At 72.9% G+C, this 16,069-nt stretch carries 13 protein-coding genes and 1 pseudogene; 5 read left to right on the top strand and 9 right to left on the bottom strand.

Going from position 1 to position 16,069, the window contains the following annotated elements:
* Positions 1-182: 182 nt before the first annotated feature.
* The 3 genes and pseudogenes from AB0924_RS15710 to AB0924_RS15700 all read right to left on the bottom strand — a co-directional run bounded on the left by AB0924_RS15710 (position 183) and on the right by AB0924_RS15700 (position 3,192).
* Positions 183-1,295: a catalase family protein gene (locus tag AB0924_RS15710; protein WP_358940221.1), complete on the bottom strand. Its 1,113-nt coding sequence runs from the start codon at positions 1,293-1,295 to the stop codon at positions 183-185.
* 367 nt (positions 1,296-1,662) lie between these two features.
* A pseudogene (locus AB0924_RS15705) lies at positions 1,663-1,883 on the bottom strand (trehalase-like domain-containing protein); the annotation flags it as partial.
* A 178-nt stretch (positions 1,884-2,061) separates the two neighbouring features.
* Positions 2,062-3,192: a sulfite oxidase gene (locus tag AB0924_RS15700; RefSeq protein WP_358940222.1), complete on the bottom strand. Its 1,131-nt coding sequence runs from the start codon at positions 3,190-3,192 to the stop codon at positions 2,062-2,064.
* 185 nt (positions 3,193-3,377) lie between these two features.
* Between AB0924_RS15700 and AB0924_RS15695 the strand changes: the two genes are divergently transcribed.
* Positions 3,378-5,444: a discoidin domain-containing protein gene (locus AB0924_RS15695; protein WP_366911662.1), complete on the top strand. Its 2,067-nt coding sequence runs from the start codon at positions 3,378-3,380 to the stop codon at positions 5,442-5,444.
* A gap of 146 nt (positions 5,445-5,590) precedes the next feature.
* Positions 5,591-6,463: a trypsin-like serine protease gene (locus AB0924_RS15690; RefSeq protein WP_358940224.1), complete on the top strand. Its 873-nt coding sequence runs from the start codon at positions 5,591-5,593 to the stop codon at positions 6,461-6,463.
* Between the two features lie 136 nt (positions 6,464-6,599).
* Here the strand turns inward: AB0924_RS15690 and AB0924_RS15685 are convergent, their stop codons facing one another.
* From AB0924_RS15685 to AB0924_RS15670, 4 genes are read right to left on the bottom strand one after another with little or no spacing between them, the layout of a single operon-like run.
* Positions 6,600-7,742 carry an XdhC/CoxI family protein gene (locus tag AB0924_RS15685; protein ID WP_358934132.1) on the bottom strand — a complete coding sequence of 381 codons (1,143 nt, stop codon included), beginning with the start codon at positions 7,740-7,742 and terminating at the stop codon, positions 6,600-6,602.
* Positions 7,735-9,873, bottom strand: coding sequence for a xanthine dehydrogenase family protein molybdopterin-binding subunit (locus tag AB0924_RS15680; RefSeq protein ID WP_358934129.1), 2,139 nt, complete (start codon positions 9,871-9,873; stop codon positions 7,735-7,737). The genes AB0924_RS15685 and AB0924_RS15680 overlap by 8 nt, the downstream gene beginning before the upstream one ends.
* Positions 9,870-10,862: a xanthine dehydrogenase family protein subunit M gene (locus AB0924_RS15675; protein ID WP_366911661.1), complete on the bottom strand. Its 993-nt coding sequence runs from the start codon at positions 10,860-10,862 to the stop codon at positions 9,870-9,872. The genes AB0924_RS15680 and AB0924_RS15675 overlap by 4 nt, the downstream gene beginning before the upstream one ends.
* On the bottom strand, positions 10,859-11,443 hold the full coding sequence (locus tag AB0924_RS15670; protein WP_358934160.1) for a 2Fe-2S iron-sulfur cluster-binding protein: 585 nt from the start codon (positions 11,441-11,443) through the stop codon (positions 10,859-10,861). Before AB0924_RS15670 ends, AB0924_RS15675 begins: the two co-directional genes overlap by 4 nt.
* 276 nt (positions 11,444-11,719) lie before the next feature.
* Between AB0924_RS15670 and AB0924_RS15665 the strand changes: the two genes are divergently transcribed.
* Together AB0924_RS15665 and AB0924_RS15660 are read left to right on the top strand one after the other, a co-directional pair.
* Positions 11,720-12,307, top strand: a complete 588-nt coding sequence (locus AB0924_RS15665) for a TetR/AcrR family transcriptional regulator (protein WP_366911660.1) — start codon at positions 11,720-11,722, stop codon at positions 12,305-12,307.
* A 238-nt stretch (positions 12,308-12,545) separates the two neighbouring features.
* On the top strand, positions 12,546-13,535 hold the full coding sequence (locus AB0924_RS15660; protein ID WP_366911659.1) for an asparaginase: 990 nt from the start codon (positions 12,546-12,548) through the stop codon (positions 13,533-13,535).
* 75 nt (positions 13,536-13,610) lie between these two features.
* Here AB0924_RS15660 and AB0924_RS15655 read toward each other — a convergent pair whose 3' ends face one another.
* On the bottom strand, positions 13,611-14,177 hold the full coding sequence (locus AB0924_RS15655; RefSeq protein ID WP_358934121.1) for a helix-turn-helix domain-containing protein: 567 nt from the start codon (positions 14,175-14,177) through the stop codon (positions 13,611-13,613).
* An 86-nt stretch (positions 14,178-14,263) separates the two neighbouring features.
* On the opposite strand from AB0924_RS15655, the gene AB0924_RS15650 reads away from it, so the two are divergent.
* Entirely contained in the window at positions 14,264-15,187 is a 924-nt protein-coding gene (locus AB0924_RS15650) for an SDR family oxidoreductase (RefSeq protein WP_358934119.1), read from the top strand.
* 125 nt (positions 15,188-15,312) lie between these two features.
* Here the strand turns inward: AB0924_RS15650 and msrA are convergent, their stop codons facing one another.
* On the bottom strand, positions 15,313-15,834 hold the full coding sequence (gene msrA / locus AB0924_RS15645) for a peptide-methionine (S)-S-oxide reductase MsrA (RefSeq protein WP_199213184.1): 522 nt from the start codon (positions 15,832-15,834) through the stop codon (positions 15,313-15,315).
* Positions 15,835-16,069 lie beyond the last annotated feature (235 nt).

Genomic DNA, 16,069 nt, shown 5'->3' with positions numbered 1-16,069 from the left:
AGCCGCTCCCAGGGCCCCACCGTGCGGGCGGTTCACGCCACTTGGGAGGTCCCGCCGCTACACGTCGTCACGCTCCGGGAAGAGCACGTGAGCGGCTCGAGAATCCGTTGCCGGGTCGCTTGTCGCCCTGCCGCAGTCCCCGTGCGGTCGGCGCAGGCGGCGCGGGACGCCGCTGAGCCGGCTCATCCGAGTAGTTGCGCGCTGCTGACCGGTTCGCGCCGCTGCTGTCCATTGATGCGGTGCCGTTCGATGGACGAACGCCGGTACACCTCCTGCCGCACCCGCTGGATCTCGCCGACAGGCCGGTGCTCCTCGCGTGAGCGCCACGGTGTGATCGACGTGGCGTCGGCGGCCGCCACGTTCTCGTCCCCGCCGATGTCCTGGCGCGGGAGGGCCACACGGGCGACGGTCACCCACGGGGACAGTTCCTGGGGCCACTTCACGGAGGTGTTGTCCACCGGCATGCGGGCCAGATCGGTGTTGAGCTGCACCTGGAGTTCGAAGGAGTGGTCCCGTTCCGCGGCCTCGGCAACGAGTGTGTGGCGGAACGCCTCGTTGTCCGCGCGCACGTCCACGATCTCGTGCGTCAGGGAGGCCACGGACTCGTTCGTGGGCACGGTCCGGATCTTGGCGATGTGGTCGCCGTACCGGAAGGCGCCCATGCTGTTGTAGGTGTACGACAGCAGGTTCCTGCGCGGGACGGTGGTGAACGACAGCATGGCGAACAGTTCGTCCCACAGCCAGCTGTCGGGACCGATGAGCGTGCCCCGGCGGGTCAGGAACTCCGCCATCCAGGTCTTGCGGCGGGCTGGGTTCACCAGGGCCTCCGGCAGCTCCGCGAACAGGTCCTCGATGACCATGTAGTCGTAGGCGGTGTTCGCGAAGAAGACATCGTTGTTGATCAAGTTGAGGTCGAAAGTACCGCTGTCCGGTTCGTCGTCCAGCAGTGAGGGGCCGGGGACCCCGAACAGCTTGATGCCCATCCCACACGCCGCGCCCAGCTGATGGTCGGGGCGCTGATGACCAAGGCCGTTGGAGTAGCGGACGACGGCGTCGTACACGGTGGGTCGGGCGAAGATGCCCTGACCGTAGAAGCCGCGGTTGTCACCGACCGTGACCGTGGCCTTGAGAAGGCCGTAGGTCTTTCCGTGGGCCGTGCGGACGGCGCGGCCGACGGCCTCGCGCTCGACCGAGGTGCGGGTGCGCTGCGCCACCTGTGCCACCACCGCATCCAACTCCTGCTGGTAGGTCGTACGTTCGGCGGGGCGGTAATCCTCGTAGCGGACCGGATCCATGGTGTTGCCTCCCTGTGCTGTGGTGTCGACTCCAGACGCTAGCCAGCAATTAAATTGTGCACAACATAACTGACTGTGGTGAATCACACGTTGGCGAGCGCAACCACGTCGGGGGTACACCACACCCCAGGGTCGATGCATACGGTGCTCGAAGGCGGACCGGGCGGCCGACCTCGCACCCCGAGCGGGTGCTGACGGACGCCCACCCTGCCTGACTGTCGCCGAACTTGACCGAGCTTCAGCGGTGGTGACGACCGTGGCCCTCGCCATCGCCACCACGGGAACGCTCGCGCTGGACACGGGGTCGGGCCGGGTGGCGTCCCTTGTCGTGGTGTAGCCGATCAAGGTGTGGGAGTGCGCGGGCGTTGGTGCCCTCCTCGTAGTAGCCGCCGGGCACCCAGCGGCCGCGCGGGGTCACGGCGTAGCGCCCGCGCCCCCGATGAGGGAGGCGAAGACGGCGTCGTCGTGCCAAGCGGGCGCGCACGGCCAGTTGACGGCGCCGTCCGGTCCGATCAGTGCGCCGCGTTCCCCGTCCGCCGGCAGCGCGTAGTCGTGCAGTGCGTGCAGCGGGAACGAGGTGCTGCTCATCGGTGCTGTCTCCTCCTCGGCTCGGGCCGCGTCCGGATACCCCTTCCTGGCCGCCCGCATGGGAACGCGATTTCACGGCGGGTGACGGGCCCGGGCGCGGGGCGAGCGGGAGGTCGCCGTGCTGCGCCGGGCGATGGGGTGCGGCCGTGATACGTCGGGCGATCAGGTGCGAGGGCCGTCATACGGTGTCGGCGGGGTCCGGGCAGAACACCGGTACCCGCTGGACGAGGTTGTTGGCGAAGCCGCCCCGGTTCCAGGACTGTTCCAGCGGCTGGCCGTTCCCGGCGGCGTCGTGGGCGCGGACGCTCAGCACGTGGTCGCCGGGCTCGGCGAACCACTCGTAGGTCCACCGGCGCCACGCCCAGCGGTGTCCGCGGTCCGGTTCGAGATCGGCGGGGTGGCTGCTCGCGCCGCCGTCCGTGCTGACCTCCACCGACGTCACCGGGGCGCGCCCCGACCAGGCCCGTCCCTCGATGCGGACCGGGCCCGGCGCGACGACCCGCGTACGGGACATGAAGTCGGGAAAGCCGGGCGGTATCAGCAGCGCCCGGGGAGCGATGCACGCGACGGGCACTCCCGGTTCCTCCGGCTCCTGCCTGATCCGGTAGGCGACGGACTGCTGGAAGCCGGTGAAGGGCTGGTCGGTGACGGTGATGGCGCGCAGCCACTTCACCTGGGCCATGCCGTACCAGCCGGGCACCACCAGGCGCAGGGGCCTGCCGTGCTGGGGCGGCAGGGGCGCGCCGTTCATGGCGTAGGCCACCAGGACCTCGGGCTCCGCGCCGGTGGCGACGTCGAGCGGGAGGGCGCGCTCGTAGTCCTGTTCGACACCGCGTTCCACTCCGTGGTCGGCGCCGGTGAAGACGACGTCGACCGCGTCGGGGGCGGCACCGGCCTCGGCGAGGAGGAGGCGCAGCGGAACGCCCGTCCACTCCGCCGTGCCCACCGCTTCCAGCAGCCAGGGCTGGCTCACCGGCCTCGGCGACAGCAGGGCTCTGCCGTTTCCGGCGCACTCGAGGGTCACGCGCGTCGTGACCGCTGGAAGGGCGCGCAGCTCCGCGGCCGAGAGGGTGAGGGCGCGCCGCACGCGTCCGCCCAGGGTCAGCCGCCAGGCGGTGTCGTCCGGCACGTACGGGATGTCGTAGTGGGTGAGGACGTAGTGCAGGCCCGGCGGGGTCAGGTCGTAGCGCAGGGCCTCCAGCGGCAGGCCGTGGTTGCGGGCGGCCAGCGCCAGTTCGTCCTGCCCGAGGCCTTCGTCCGTCGCGGCCAGCCGGGCAGGAGCGCTCACGTCGGCGAGTCGACGCCCCATGCCGTCGATTATTCGCCCCGGCCCGCGCTCGCGCACCGGCTGGACAGGCGCGGCCCGCGCTCGCGGGTGCGTCCGGCGTCTTGACGTCCCGGGCGCCAGTGGCGATCCTCGGGGCAGATTGTGTCGTACATGACAATACCTGCCGGACAACACCGCGCCATCCCGCCGACCGAGGGACGTGGGCCGTGACCGTACACAGAGGCTCGTACCGCCATCGCAGGGACGCGGGCGTCCTTTCGGTGCTGCTCCTGGTGCTGGCCGTCGTCCTGAGTCCCACGCCGAGTTCGGCGGCGGCCGGGAACGACTGGTGGACACCCGTGGCACGACCCGCTCCGGACGCGCGGATCAACGTCACCGGCGAGCCGTTCAAGGGCACCGACGCCCAGGGCCGGGTACGGGGGTTCGCCGACGCCCACGACCACCTCTTCGCCAACGAGGCCTTCGGCGGCCGGCTCATCTGCGGCAAGGTGTTCTCCGAGGCCGGGATCGCCGACGCGCTCAAGGACTGCCCCGAGCACTACCCCGACGGCTCACTCGCCGTCTTCGACTTCATCACCAGGGGCGGCGACGGCAGGCACGACCCGGTCGGCTGGCCGACGTTCAAGGACTGGCCCGCCCATGACTCGCTGACCCACCAGCAGAACTACTACGCGTGGGTGGAGCGCGCCTGGCGCGGCGGTCAGCGCGTGCTCGTCAACGACCTCGTCACCAACGGCGTGATCTGCTCGGTCTACTTCTTCAAGGACCGCAGCTGCGACGAGATGACGTCGATCCGGCTGCAGGCGAAGCTGACCTACGACCTCCAGTCCTACATCGACCGGATGTACGGCGGCCCCGGCAAGGGCTGGTTCCGGATCGTCACCGACAGCGCGCAGGCCCGCGAGGTCATCGAGCAGGGCAAGCTCGCGGTCGTGCTGGGCGTGGAGACCTCCGAGCCGTTCGGCTGCAAGCAGATCCTGGACGTCCCGCAGTGCGACCGGCACGACATCGACGCGGGCCTGGACGAGCTGTACGCGCTCGGGGTGCGCAGCATGTTCCTCTGCCACAAGTTCGACAACGCGCTGTGCGGGGTGCGCTTCGACTCCGGCGGGCTCGGAACGGCCATCAACGTGGGGCAGTTCCTGTCGACGGGCACGTTCTGGAAGACCGAGAAGTGCGCCGGCCCGCAGCACGACAACCCCATCGGCTCGGCGGCCGCGCCCGGGGCCGAGGCGAAGCTCCCGGCGGGGGTGAGCGTCCCCGCGTACGGCGCGGACGCGCAGTGCAACGTCCGCGGGCTCACCGACCTCGGCGAGTACGCCGTGCGCGGCATGATGAAGCGCAAGATGATGCTGGAGATCGACCACATGAGCGTCAAGGCCGCCGGCCGCGCGCTCGACATCCTGGAGGCCGACTCCTACCCCGGCGTGATCTCCTCGCACAGCTGGATGGACATGAACTGGACCGAGCGGGTCTACGGTCTCGGCGGATTCGTCGCCCAGTACATGAACGGCTCGCAGGGGTTCGTCGCCGAGGCGAACCGCACGAAGGCGCTGCGGGAGAAGTACGGCGTCGGCTACGGCTACGGCACGGACATGAACGGCGTCGGCGGCTGGCCCGGGCCCCGTGGCGCCGACGCCCCCGACAAGGTGGTCTACCCCTTCCGCAGCGTCGACGGCGGCTCCCTCATCGACCGGCAGACCACGGGCGAGCGCACCTGGGACCTGAACACCGACGGGGCCGCGCACTACGGCCTGGTGCCGGACTGGATCGAGGACATCCGGCGGGTGGGCGGCCAGGACACGGTGAACGACCTGTTCCGCGGAGCCGAGTCCTATCTCGGCACCTGGGGAGCGGCCGAACGGCACCAGGCCTCGGCCGACCTGGCCGACGGGGCCCCGGCCACGGCGAGTTCGTCCGAGTGGAACCCGTTCACCAGCTACGCGCCGGGCCGGGCGGTGGACGGCCGGCGGGACACCCGATGGGCCAGTGACTGGAGCGACGGCCAGTGGCTGCGGATCGACCTGGGCTCGACCCACCTGGTCGGACGGGTCACGCTCGACTGGGAGCGGGCGTACGGCAGGTCGTACCGGATCGAGCTCTCGACGGACGGGGTGGACTGGCGGACCGCCTGGTCGACCACCACCGGCGACGGCGGACTGGACACCGCACGCTTCACCCCCGCGCCGGCCCGCTACGTCCGCGTCACGGGCACCGGGCGCGGGACCCAATGGGGCTACTCGCTGTACGAGGTCGGCGTGCACAGCGGCTGACACCGGCGGCCCCGGCCTCGTCGTCCAGGCCGCCGCGCAAGGCCGGCCGCGGCGCCGTCTTGTGGCGGGGCGGCCCAGCCACTTCAATGCTCTCTACCTCCCCACAGGAGAACACCTGTCCCACACACCCAGTGAAGGGGTTCTTCTTGACCGCCATACGCGCCACCGCCGTCACCGCGGCCACCTGCGCCCTCGTCCTCGCCGCCGCGCTGCCGTCCTCCGCGATCAACTCGTACAACGCCACTCCCGCGCCCGAACGCACCGAGGTCGGCGCCCTCGTGGCCACCTGGGACGACGACGGCGACCCTGCGACCCCGGACCGCGCCGACTGGGTGTGCTCCGGCACCATGATCGACGCGAACACCTTCCTGACCGCCGCCCACTGCACCAGCGACTGGCCGGCCGGGGTCAGGTTCTACGTATCCCTCGACCAGGACGTCCAGGCCGGGCTCGACGCCGCCGCGAAGCGGTACCCCGGTGACCCGGCCGCCCAGGCGAACGCCGTCGCGGTCGAGGGCACCGCGCACACCCACCCCGGCTACCCGGGCCCCTCCTCCGACCCGCACGACATCGCGGTGATCGAACTGCCCGCCGCGAAGGCCGCGTCCCGCTGGTCGTTCACCCCGGCCACCCTCCCGGCCGCGAACCAGCTGGACACCCTCACGTCGAAGGAGCTGGACTCCACCGACTGGGTCGTCGCCGGATACGGCACACAGGAGGCGTCGCGGGGGCCGGGCGGCCAGACACATCCGGGCGGCGGGGTCCGCATGAAGGCGCCCGTGAGCTTCAACGCCCTCGACAAGGCCTGGGTCCGCCTCGGCATGACGGCGCCCCAGGGCAACGGCGGTGCCTGCTACGGCGACTCCGGCGGCCCCAACTTCGCGCTGCTCGGCGGCAAGAGGATCCTCACCTCCACGACCATCACCGGCGACACCCCGTGCTACGCCACGAACGTCACCTACCGCCTCGACACCCCTGGGGCCCGGGCGTTCCTGTCCCCCTTCGTGAAGCTGCCGTAGCCGCCGCGCGACGCCGCTGTCGGCCGGCGGCTCGCGGCCGGGGCGCGGGACCGCCTGGCCGTCGAGGGCGCGCCGTCCGGGGTGGAACCCGGACGGCGCGCCATCAGGACCGGCCTGAGCGGGCCGGGGCTCCGGTTCAGGCCGCCGTCGCCCCGCCGTGGTCCGCGCGGTCGCGGTGGATCGGGGTGTCCGTGCCGGTGAGGGGGACGCCGGTCCCGCCCCGCCGGGCGGCGACGATCTCCGCCACGATCGACAGGGCCGTCTCCTGCGGGGTGCGGGCGCCGAGGTCGAGTCCGATCGGGGACCGCAGCCGGGCCAGTTCCCGTGCGCTCACGCCCTCTTCGCGCAGCCGCCGTTCACGGTCCTCGTGGGTGCGGCGCGAGCCGAGCGCGCCGATGAACGCCACCGGCAGCGCGAGCGCCGCCTTCAGCAGCGGTACGTCGAACTTGGCGTCGTGGGTGAGGACGCACAGGACCGTACGAGCATCGGTCTCCGTCCGCCGCAGATAGCGGTGGGGCCAGTCGACGACGACCTCGTCGGCGTCCGGGAAGCGGGCCGGGGTGGCGAAGACGGGCCGGGCGTCGCAGACGGTCACGTGGTAGCCGAGGAACTTGCCGGCCCTGGCCAGCGCGGACGCGAAGTCCACCGCACCGAAGACGATCATGCGCGGCGGCGGCACGTTCGACTCGACCAGCAGGGTGAGGCCGCCGGGGCAGTGGGAGCCGTCCTCGGCGATGTCCACCGTGCCGGTGCGCCCCGCCTCCAGCAGCGCCCCGGCCTCCGCCACCGCCGTCCGGTCCAGTTCCCGGTGACCGCCCAGACCGCCCTCGTGGGTGCCGTCGGGCCGCACCAGCAGGGCGTGGCCGAGGAGTTCGGCCGGGCCCCGGACGACCCGGGCGAGAGCGGCCGGCTCACCGTGGGCGGCCGCCGACAGAGCTGTCGCCAGGGCGCTGCGGGCGGGCGCCGGCGCGCCCACCGGCGTGATCAGCACGTCGATGGTGCCGCCGCAGGTCAGGCCGACGGCGAAGGCGTCCTCGTCGCTGTAGCCGAACCGCTCCAGGACGCTCTCGCCGGTCTCCAGCGCCTCCTGGCACAGGTCGTACACGGCGCCCTCCACGCACCCCCCGGAGACCGAGCCGAGGACGGTGCCCTCGCGGTCGACGGCGAGGGCGGCGCCGGGTCCGCGGGGCGCGCTGCCCGCGACGGCCACCACGGTGGCGACGGCGAACTCCCGGCCCTCCTCGATCCAGTGGTTCAGCTCCTCGGCCAGATCAAGCATCCGGCGCTCCTCCGGGGGCCGTGAGGACGCGGTCGGGCCGGATGGGGAGGTTGCGGTGGCGGACGCCGGTCGCGTGCCAGACGGCGTTGGCGATGGCGGCCGCGGCGCCCACGATGCCGATCTCGCCGATGCCCTTGATCCCGACCGGGTCGTCGGGATCGGTGTCCTCGATCCAGTCGGCCTCGATGCGCGGGACGTCGGCGTGCGTGGCCACGTGGTAGCCGGCGAGGTCGGCGCCGACGTGGCCGCCGCTGGCGCGGTCCCGGACGGCCTCCTCGTGCAGGGCCATGGAGATGCCCCAGGTCATGCCGCCCAGGAACTGGCCGCGTGCGGTGAGCGGGTTGACGATCCGGCCGGCGGCGAAGATGCCGAGCATGCGGCGCACGCGTACCTCGCCGGTGGCGACGTCCACGGCGACCTCCGCGAACTGGGCTCCGTAGGAGTGCCGTTCGGCGGGTGCGAGGGCGCCGATGGCGGCGGTGGTGTCCGACCGTACGGTGATGCCCTCCGCCGGGATGTCGGTGCTCAGGGCAAGGCGTTCGCGCAGTTCGGCGGCGGCCGTCGTGACCGCCCAGGACCAGGAGCGGGTGCCCATGGAGCCGCCGGCGATCATCGCCGGGCCGAAGTCGCTGTCGCCGATGCGGACCCGGACGCGCTCGGGGGCGGCGCCCAGCGCGTCCGCGGCGACGAGGGTGAGCGCGGTGCGGGCCCCGGTACCGATGTCGGCCGCGGCGATACGGACCGTGAAGGTGCCGTCCGGGTGGGCGGTCGCGGTGGCGGTGGACGGTGCGGCGCCGGCGCCGAAGGAGGCCGCGGCCGTGCCGGTACCGAGCAGCCAGCGCCCGTCGCGGCGCCGGCCGGGGCGCGGGTCGCGGTCCGCCCAGCCGAACCTGCGGGCGCCCTCCTGGAAGCAGGCGGGCAGGTTGCGGCCGGCGAAGGGCAGCCCGGAGACCGGCCCCCGCTCCGGTTCGTTGCGCAGGCGCAGTTCGATCGGGTCGAGGCCGCACTTCTCGGCGAGTTCGTCCAGCGCCGCCTCCAGCGCGAACGAGCCGGGTGCCTCGCCCGGGGCCCGCATCCAGGTCGGGGTCGGCAGGTCGAGCCGTACCACGCGGTTGGCGGTGTGGTGGGCGTCGGCGTCGTACATCACGCGTGCCACGCCGGCGCTGGGTTCGACGAACTCGTGCACGGTGGAGGTGACGCTCACCGAGCGGTGCTCGAGGGCGCGCAGCCTGCCGGTGGCGTCGGCGCCCAGCCTGACGTGCTGCGTGGTGGGGCTGCGGTAGCCGGTCAGCGAGAACATCTGACGCCGGGTCAGCACCACGCGTACGGGCCGCCGCAGGGCGGTCGCCGCCATCACGGCGGCGACCTGGTGGGCGCGAACGCCCTTGCTGCCGAAGCCGCCGCCGACGTGCTCGGAGCGCACCCGCACCGAGGCCGGGTCGAGCGAGAAGAGGTTGGCGAGTTCACCGACGACCCAGGTGGCGCCCTGGTTGGAGTCGACGACCTCGAGCCGGCCGCCGTCCCAGCGGGCGGTCGCGGCGTGCGGCTCCATCATGCTGTGGTGCTCTTCGGGGGTGGTGTACTCGGCGTCCACGACATGCAAGGACGCGGCGAGTTCGGCTTCGAGGTCGCCCTTCTCCGTCACCGCCGGCATGAAGCCGTCCACCGGGTAGGCGTCGGGGTGCTCGCCGTCGAAGTCGACGTCGTGGGGCTCTTGTTCGTAGTGCACGACGAGCGACTCGGCGGCCTCCCTGGCCTGTTCCGGCGTCTCGGCGACGACCAGTGCCACCGGCCAGCCCAGGTGCGGCACCCGGTCGTGCTGGAAGACGGCGCAGGTGGGGTCCGGGGGCGTGCCCAGCATTCCGACGTAGTCGGTGTTGACGCGCGGGGCGTTGCGGTGGTCCAGGACGGCGACGACGCCCGGCATGTCCAGCACGGCGTCGGTGTCGAGGGCGCTGATGCGGCCGCGGGCGACCGTGGAGAGCACCAGCCAGCCGTGCGCCAGGCCCGTGAAGGGGATCTCTCCCGAGTAGCGGGCGGCTCCGGTGACCTTGTCCCTGCCTTCGACGCGGGTGTGCGCGGTGCCGACGGAGGCCGCCCGCGCGGGGGTGCCGGTCGTGACGGTGGTCATCGGTCGGCCTCCTCGGCGAGTTCGGTCAGGACGGCCACCACGAGGTTGCGCATCAGGGTCACCTTGTATCCGTTGTGGGGCAGCGGCCGGGCCGCCGTCAGTTCGGCGTCCGCGGCGGCGGCGAAGGTCTCGGCGCCGGCGGGCGCACCGGTCAGGACGCGTTCGGCCGCGTGGGCGCGCCAGGGGCGGGAGGCGACCGCGCCCAGGGCCAGGCGTGCGTCCCGCACGACTCCGTCCCGGATGTCGAGCGCGGCGGCGACCGAGCCGATGGCGAAGGCGTACGAGGCCCGCTCGCGCACCTTGCGGTAGCGGGAGTGGGCGGCGACCGGCGCGGGCGGCAGCGAGACACCGGTGATCAGGGCGCCGGGCGGCAGAGCGGTCTCGTGGTGCGGGGTGTCACCTACAGGCAGGTAGAACTCGGTGAGCGGCGACTCGCCCGGTCCGTCCGCTGTTTCGAAGTGGACGACGGCGTCGAGCGCGGTGAGCGCGACACCCATGTCGGAGGGGTGCACGGCGACGCAGTGGTCGGACGCCCCGAGAATGGCGTGGTTGTGGTGCTGGCCCCGGACGGCGGGGCAACCGCTGCCGGGGACACGCTTGTTGCAGGGCTTGGTGATGTCGGTGAAGTAGCCGCACCGGGTGCGCTGCAGCAGGTTCCCGCCGACGGTGGCCATATTGCGCAGCTGCCCGGAGGCCCCGGCGAGCACCGCCTGCGCGAGCACCGGGTAGCGGCGCCGGATCCCGGGGTGGGCGGCCAGGTCGCCGTTGGTGACGGTCGCGCCGATCCGCAGGCCGCCGTCGTCGGCCGACTCGATCTCGTCCAACGGCAGTTCGCGGATGTCCACGAGCCGGGCCGGCCGCTCCACACCTGTCTTCATCAGGTCGACGAGGTTGGTTCCGCCGCCGAGGAAGCGCGCGTCCGGGTCGGCACCGAGCACCGCGACGGCACCGGCCACGTCGGACGCCCGCTGATAGCCGAACTCCCTCATGCCACGGCCTCCTTCGTACCCGCAGCGGGGGCGGCGGGAGCGGCGGTGTCCGGGTCGGCCCCGGCCGCGCGGGCCACCGCCCGGACGATCGAGACGTAGGCGCCGCAGCGGCACAGGTTGCCGCTCATCCGCTCCCGGATCTCCTCGGCGGTCAGGGGTGGTGGTCCCGAGTCGGGACTGATGTCGCCGGTGACGGCGCTGGGCCAGCCCGCCGCGTGTTCCTGGATCACCCCGATCGCCGAACAGATCTGACCCGGTGTGCAGTAGCCGCACTGGAAGCCGTCCAGGTCGAGGAAGGCCTGCTGCACGGGATGGAGCTGATCGCCGTCGGCCAGGCCTTCGACGGTGGTGATCTCGCGGCCCTCGGCCGCCACGGCCAGCTGCAGGCAGGCCACGGTCCGGCGCCCGTCCACCAGGACGGTGCAGGCACCGCACTGGCCCTGGTCGCAGCCCTTCTTGGTGCCGGTGAGATCGAGGCGCTCGCGCAGGGCGTCGAGCAGGGTGGTGCGGTGGTCGACGGGCAGTGTGTACTTCTCGCCGTTGATCTTCAAGGTGATGACACTGGACGTCGATGAGGCCATGAGCAGCTTCTTTCGCATTTCCAGGAAGATGGGGGGTGGTCCGGCGACGGAGTGCCGGACGGTGCGGAGAGTGCGTGGTGCGGGCCGTTGCCGCAGGGTGGCGAAGCGAGGTGCGGGGCGCTTGGACCGAAAGGACGGACGCGGACTGCCGCGAGTTCGCCGCCCCGGCTATCGTGGACGCGACAACCGGACAGCTGTCCGCTACCTGGAAAACCTAACGGACAGCTGTCCGGTTAGCAAGGGCGAGGTTCGGCCACGGGCCTGCGAGGAGGACGAGTGCCATCGCGAGACGACTCACCCCGGCGCTCGGACGCGCAGCGCAACCGTGAGCGCATCCTGGAGGTGGCCCTCGGGGAGCTGACGCGCTGCGCGGACGCCCCGCTGAGCGCGATCGCCAAGAAGGCCGGTGTCGGGCAGGGCACGTTCTACCGGAACTTCCCCAATCGCGAGGCGCTCGTCCTGGAGATCTACCGGCACGAGATACAGCAGGTCGCCGACAGCGCGGCCCAACTGCTGCGGACCCGGCCGCCCGAGGAGGCCCTGCGCGCCTGGATGGACCGGCTGGCCGAGTTCGCCATGGCCAAGGCCGGTCTGGCCGACGCGATCCGCCAGGTCACGGGCGCGCCGGGCAGCCCGGCGAAGCCGACGCACACTCCGGTGACCTCCGCGGCCGAGTTGCTGCTGCGCGCCAACGAGGAGGCCGGCACGATCCGACCCGGCATCACGGCGGACGACTTCGTTCTGGCCATCGCGGGCCTCTGGCAGCTCGACCCGCACGACGACTGGCGGTCGCGCGCCGCCCGGCTCCTCGACCTCGTCATGGACGGCCTGCGCACCGGAGCGCCCGGAGCGCGGGCGCGGTAGGGGGCGCGGGGACGGTAGGGGCGGCGCGGCCACGACCGGAGCGCGGGGACGGCGGGCGTTGCGCGACCTCGACCCGAGAGGCACCCGGCACCTCCGGCCGCTGCGTGGAGATCACTCGCCGGTACCGTGACGCGGTAGCCCACGTGGACGACCCGCTCGGCCGGCCGGCGGCTCCGGCGATCCCGGGCGGCCGGACGCGGGCGGGCCGCCCCGATCCGCGTCCGGGAGGTCACCGCCCATGTCCGAGTCCGCCACCGCCACCGCCACTACAGCCGTGGCCGAGCCCCGCACCGCTCCGGTCCTCGCCGAGGTCGTCCGTTCCGGATTCGTCGAGGGGCGGCACCGGGGCAGCCTGGTGCTGCTCGCGGCGGACGGCTCGGTGGAGCTGGCGCTCGGTGACGTGACGTCCCCCGTCTTCCCGCGCTCCGCCAACAAGCCGATGCAGGCGGCGGGCATGCTGCGCGCGGGACTGCGGCTCGCGGGCGAACGGCTGGCCCTGGCGGCGGGCAGCCACTCGGGCGAGGCCTTCCACCGCGACCTGGTGCGCACGATGCTCGACGAGCACGGGCTGAGCCCCGAGAACCTGCGGTGCCCGCCCGCCCTCCCCCTGGACCAGGAGGAGCAGGAGAGGTACCTCGCGGCGGGCGCCCGGCGTGATCCGGTGGCCATGAACTGCTCCGGCAAGCACACGGCGATGCTCGCGGCGTCCGCGTTGCGCGAGTGGCCGCTGGAGTCCTACCTCGACCCCGGGCACCCGCTGCAGCGGCTCATCCGGACGGCGGTGGAGGAGGCGGCCGGGGAGCGGGTGGCGGCGGTCGGCACGGACGGCTGCGGGGCACCGCTCATGGCGATCAGCCTGACCGGCCTCGCCCGCGCCTTCCGCTCCTACGTCCTCGCCGAGCCCGGCACGCCCGAGCGACGGGTCGCCGACGCCATGCGCGCCCACCCCGAGTACGTCGCCGGCACCCGCCGTCACGACACGTGGCTGATGCGGGAACTGCCGGGCACGCTGGCGAAGGTGGGCGCGGAAGCGGTCCAGGGACTCGCCCTGCCCGACGGACGCGCCCTGGCCCTCAAGATCGAGGACGGCGGCGGCCGGGCCCTGGGACCTGTTCTGGCCCGTGCCCTGCGCCTGGCCGGTGTCACGGCACCCGTGATCGACCGCGTGGGCCGCGCGCCCCTGCTGGGCGGCGGCCGGGAGGTGGGAGAGGTACTGCCGGTCTTCTGAGGCCGAGCGCCGGGGCCGCGGCCGCCGTCCCGCGGCGCCGGCCGCACCAGCCGGTCGGACGCCGGGCGCCGCCCGTCAGGCGCCCGCCGTCACGGCCTTCAACTGCTCCAGCGAGTCCCGCAGCAGCCGCGACATCTCGCGCTCCTCGGCCGGCGCGATCCAGCGCTCGAAGCCGACCTTGAAGACGGCGATCCCCGCCTCCGCCGTCAGGCTCGCGGCCGGCTCGGCGACACCGCGGTCGCGCAGGGCACCGGCGAGGGCGGCCGACATGGAGGCGAGTTTGATCAACTCACGTTCCCGGAGTTCCGGGTTCGCCACGATCACGGCCTGCCGCCGCATCGCGTGCTCGCGCCGGTCGGCGAAGGCGTCGGCGAGCGCGTCGAGGGCCGTCGCCAGCACTTCGACCGGTGCCGCCGTCGCGGGCGCCCCGGCGACCGCCCGCACCATCAGCTCCTCCAGCTCATCCGAGCCGGCGAACAGCACCTCGCGCTTGTCGGCGTAGTGCCGGAAGAAGGTGCGCTCGGTGAGCCCGGCCCGCTTGGCGATCTCCGCCACAGTGGTCTGTTCGAACCCGTGCTCGCTGTACAGCTCCAGCGCCGCCTTCGCCAGGCGCTCCCGCCCGTTCGGCTCCCATCTGCCCATGGTCGGGATCCTACGCGATGACAGTGACTGACATCAGTGCTAACGTCGATGTCAGTCACTGACATCGACAGGTCTGGGGTTCTCCCATGCGCACTTTCGTGACCGGCGCTTCCGGCTGGATCGGTTCCGCCGTCGTTCCCGAACTCATCGACGCGGGCCACGGGGTCGTCGGCCTCGCCCGCTCCGACGCCTCCGCCGCCGCGCTCGAGGCGGCCGGCGCGGAGGTCGTCCGCGGCACCGTCGACGATCTCGGTGTGCTGCGTGACGCGGCCGCCGCCTCGGACGGCGTGATTCATCTGGCCTTCAAGCACGACATCGCCTTCAGCGGCGACTTCAAGGGGGCCGCAGAGGCCGATCGGCGCGCGGTCGACACGATCGGTGAGGCGCTCGCCGGCAGCGGGCGGCCGTTCGTCATCGCCTCGGGGGTGGCCGGACTGGCGCCGGGACGGGTGGCGACCGAGCGGGACATGCCCGTGGACGACGGGTCCCCGGTCTCGACCCGGATGGCCACAGCGCAGGCGGTTCTCGGCCTCGCCGAGCGCGGCGTTCGCTCCAGCGTGGTCCGGCTCTCCCCCACCTGCCACGGCGACGGCGACCACGGCTTCGTGGCCACCCTGGTCGGCATCGCCCGCGCCAAGGGGGTCTCCGGATACATCGGGGACGGCGCCAACCGCTGGCCCGCCGTCCACCGCCTCGACGCCGCGCGGCTGTTCCGCCTGGCGGTCGAGGCGGCGCCGGCGGGATCGGTGCTGCACGGCGTCGCGGAGGAGGGTGTCGCCATCCGGGACGTCGCCGAGGTGATCGGCCGCCATCTGGGCGTGCCCGTGACCTCCGTGGCACCGGAGGCGGCGGCCGGGCACTTCACCTGGCTGGGCGGCTTCCTCGGCCTCGACGCCCCGGCGTCGAACACCCTCACCCGCGAACTGCTCGGCTGGGAACCGGTCGAGCCCGGACTCCTCGCCGACCTCGGCAAGGGCCACTACTTCGACACGCAGGATCCCACCGCCTGACGGTGAACAGGCCCCCACCGCCTGACGGTGAAGGCGCCGTCCGGGCTCACGGCCGGCCGAGCCGACCCCGGCACCGGTGAAGGGACTTCCGGCCGACGGCGGGACCCCCGGCCGGTGCCCCTGCCTCAGTTCGCCGTGGACGAGGCCCGGCGCGGCAGCTTCCAGCCGGGGCGCGGGAAGTGGCAGGTGTAGCCGTTCGGATAGCGCTCCAGGTAGTCCTGGTGCTCGGGCTCGGCCTCCCAGAAGTCACCGACGGGCTCGACCTCGGTGACGACCTTCCCCGGCCACAGTCCGCTCGCCTCGACGTCGGCGATCGTGTCCACGGCGACGCGGTGCTGCTCCTCGTCCGCGTAGTAGATCGCGGACCGGTAGCTGCGCCCGATGTCGTTGCCCTGGCGGTCCCGCGTGGTCGGGTCGTGGATCTGGAAGAAGAACTCCAGGATGTCGCGGTAGCTCGTGGCCGCGGGATCGAAGAGGATCTCGATGGCCTCGGCGTGGTCGCCGTGATCGCGGTAGGTGGCGTTCGGCGTGTCACCGCCGGAGTAGCCGACGCGCGTGGACACGACGCCGGGCTGCTTGCGGATCAGGTCCTGCATGCCCCAGAAACAACCGCCGGCCAGTACGGCTCGCTGGGTTCCCACTGTCATCGGTCGCTCCCTCGCCCTGCTGCTTCTACGTTCGTCCAGCCTAAGGTCACGCGCGGTCGGGATATTCCCCGGCCCGTGCCCGATGCCGGGTCCTCGACGATCAGGAGGGCGAAGGCGGCCGACGACCGGCGTCCGCGCCCCTGGCCTCGGCCGGGGCGCGCACCGGGACCGCCGCCGCCGTACGCGCCCGGGCCGGCGTCGGCCGCGTGGTGCCGGGACCTTCGTCGGCCGTGCG

The organism is Streptomyces sp. NPDC047869, assembly GCF_040704065.1.
Classification (GTDB): Bacteria; Actinomycetota; Actinomycetes; order Streptomycetales; family Streptomycetaceae; genus Streptomyces.
This window is presented reverse-complemented; position numbering and strand designations above follow the sequence as displayed.

Coding starts and splice junctions, on each gene's coding strand:
- AB0924_RS15670 (WP_358934160.1), bottom strand. CDS start 11,443: ATGGCCTCATCGACGTCCAGTGTCATCACCTTGAAGATCAACGGCGAG.
- AB0924_RS15700 (WP_358940222.1), bottom strand. CDS start 3,192: ATGGGGCGTCGACTCGCCGACGTGAGCGCTCCTGCCCGGCTGGCCGCG.
- AB0924_RS15650 (WP_358934119.1), top strand. CDS start 14,264: ATGCGCACTTTCGTGACCGGCGCTTCCGGCTGGATCGGTTCCGCCGTC.
- AB0924_RS15685 (WP_358934132.1), bottom strand. CDS start 7,742: ATGCTTGATCTGGCCGAGGAGCTGAACCACTGGATCGAGGAGGGCCGG.
- AB0924_RS15675 (WP_366911661.1), bottom strand. CDS start 10,862: ATGAGGGAGTTCGGCTATCAGCGGGCGTCCGACGTGGCCGGTGCCGTC.
- AB0924_RS15710 (WP_358940221.1), bottom strand. CDS start 1,295: ATGGATCCGGTCCGCTACGAGGATTACCGCCCCGCCGAACGTACGACC.
- AB0924_RS15660 (WP_366911659.1), top strand. CDS start 12,546: ATGTCCGAGTCCGCCACCGCCACCGCCACTACAGCCGTGGCCGAGCCC.
- msrA (WP_199213184.1), bottom strand. CDS start 15,834: ATGACAGTGGGAACCCAGCGAGCCGTACTGGCCGGCGGTTGTTTCTGG.
- AB0924_RS15680 (WP_358934129.1), bottom strand. CDS start 9,873: ATGACCACCGTCACGACCGGCACCCCCGCGCGGGCGGCCTCCGTCGGC.
- AB0924_RS15655 (WP_358934121.1), bottom strand. CDS start 14,177: ATGGGCAGATGGGAGCCGAACGGGCGGGAGCGCCTGGCGAAGGCGGCG.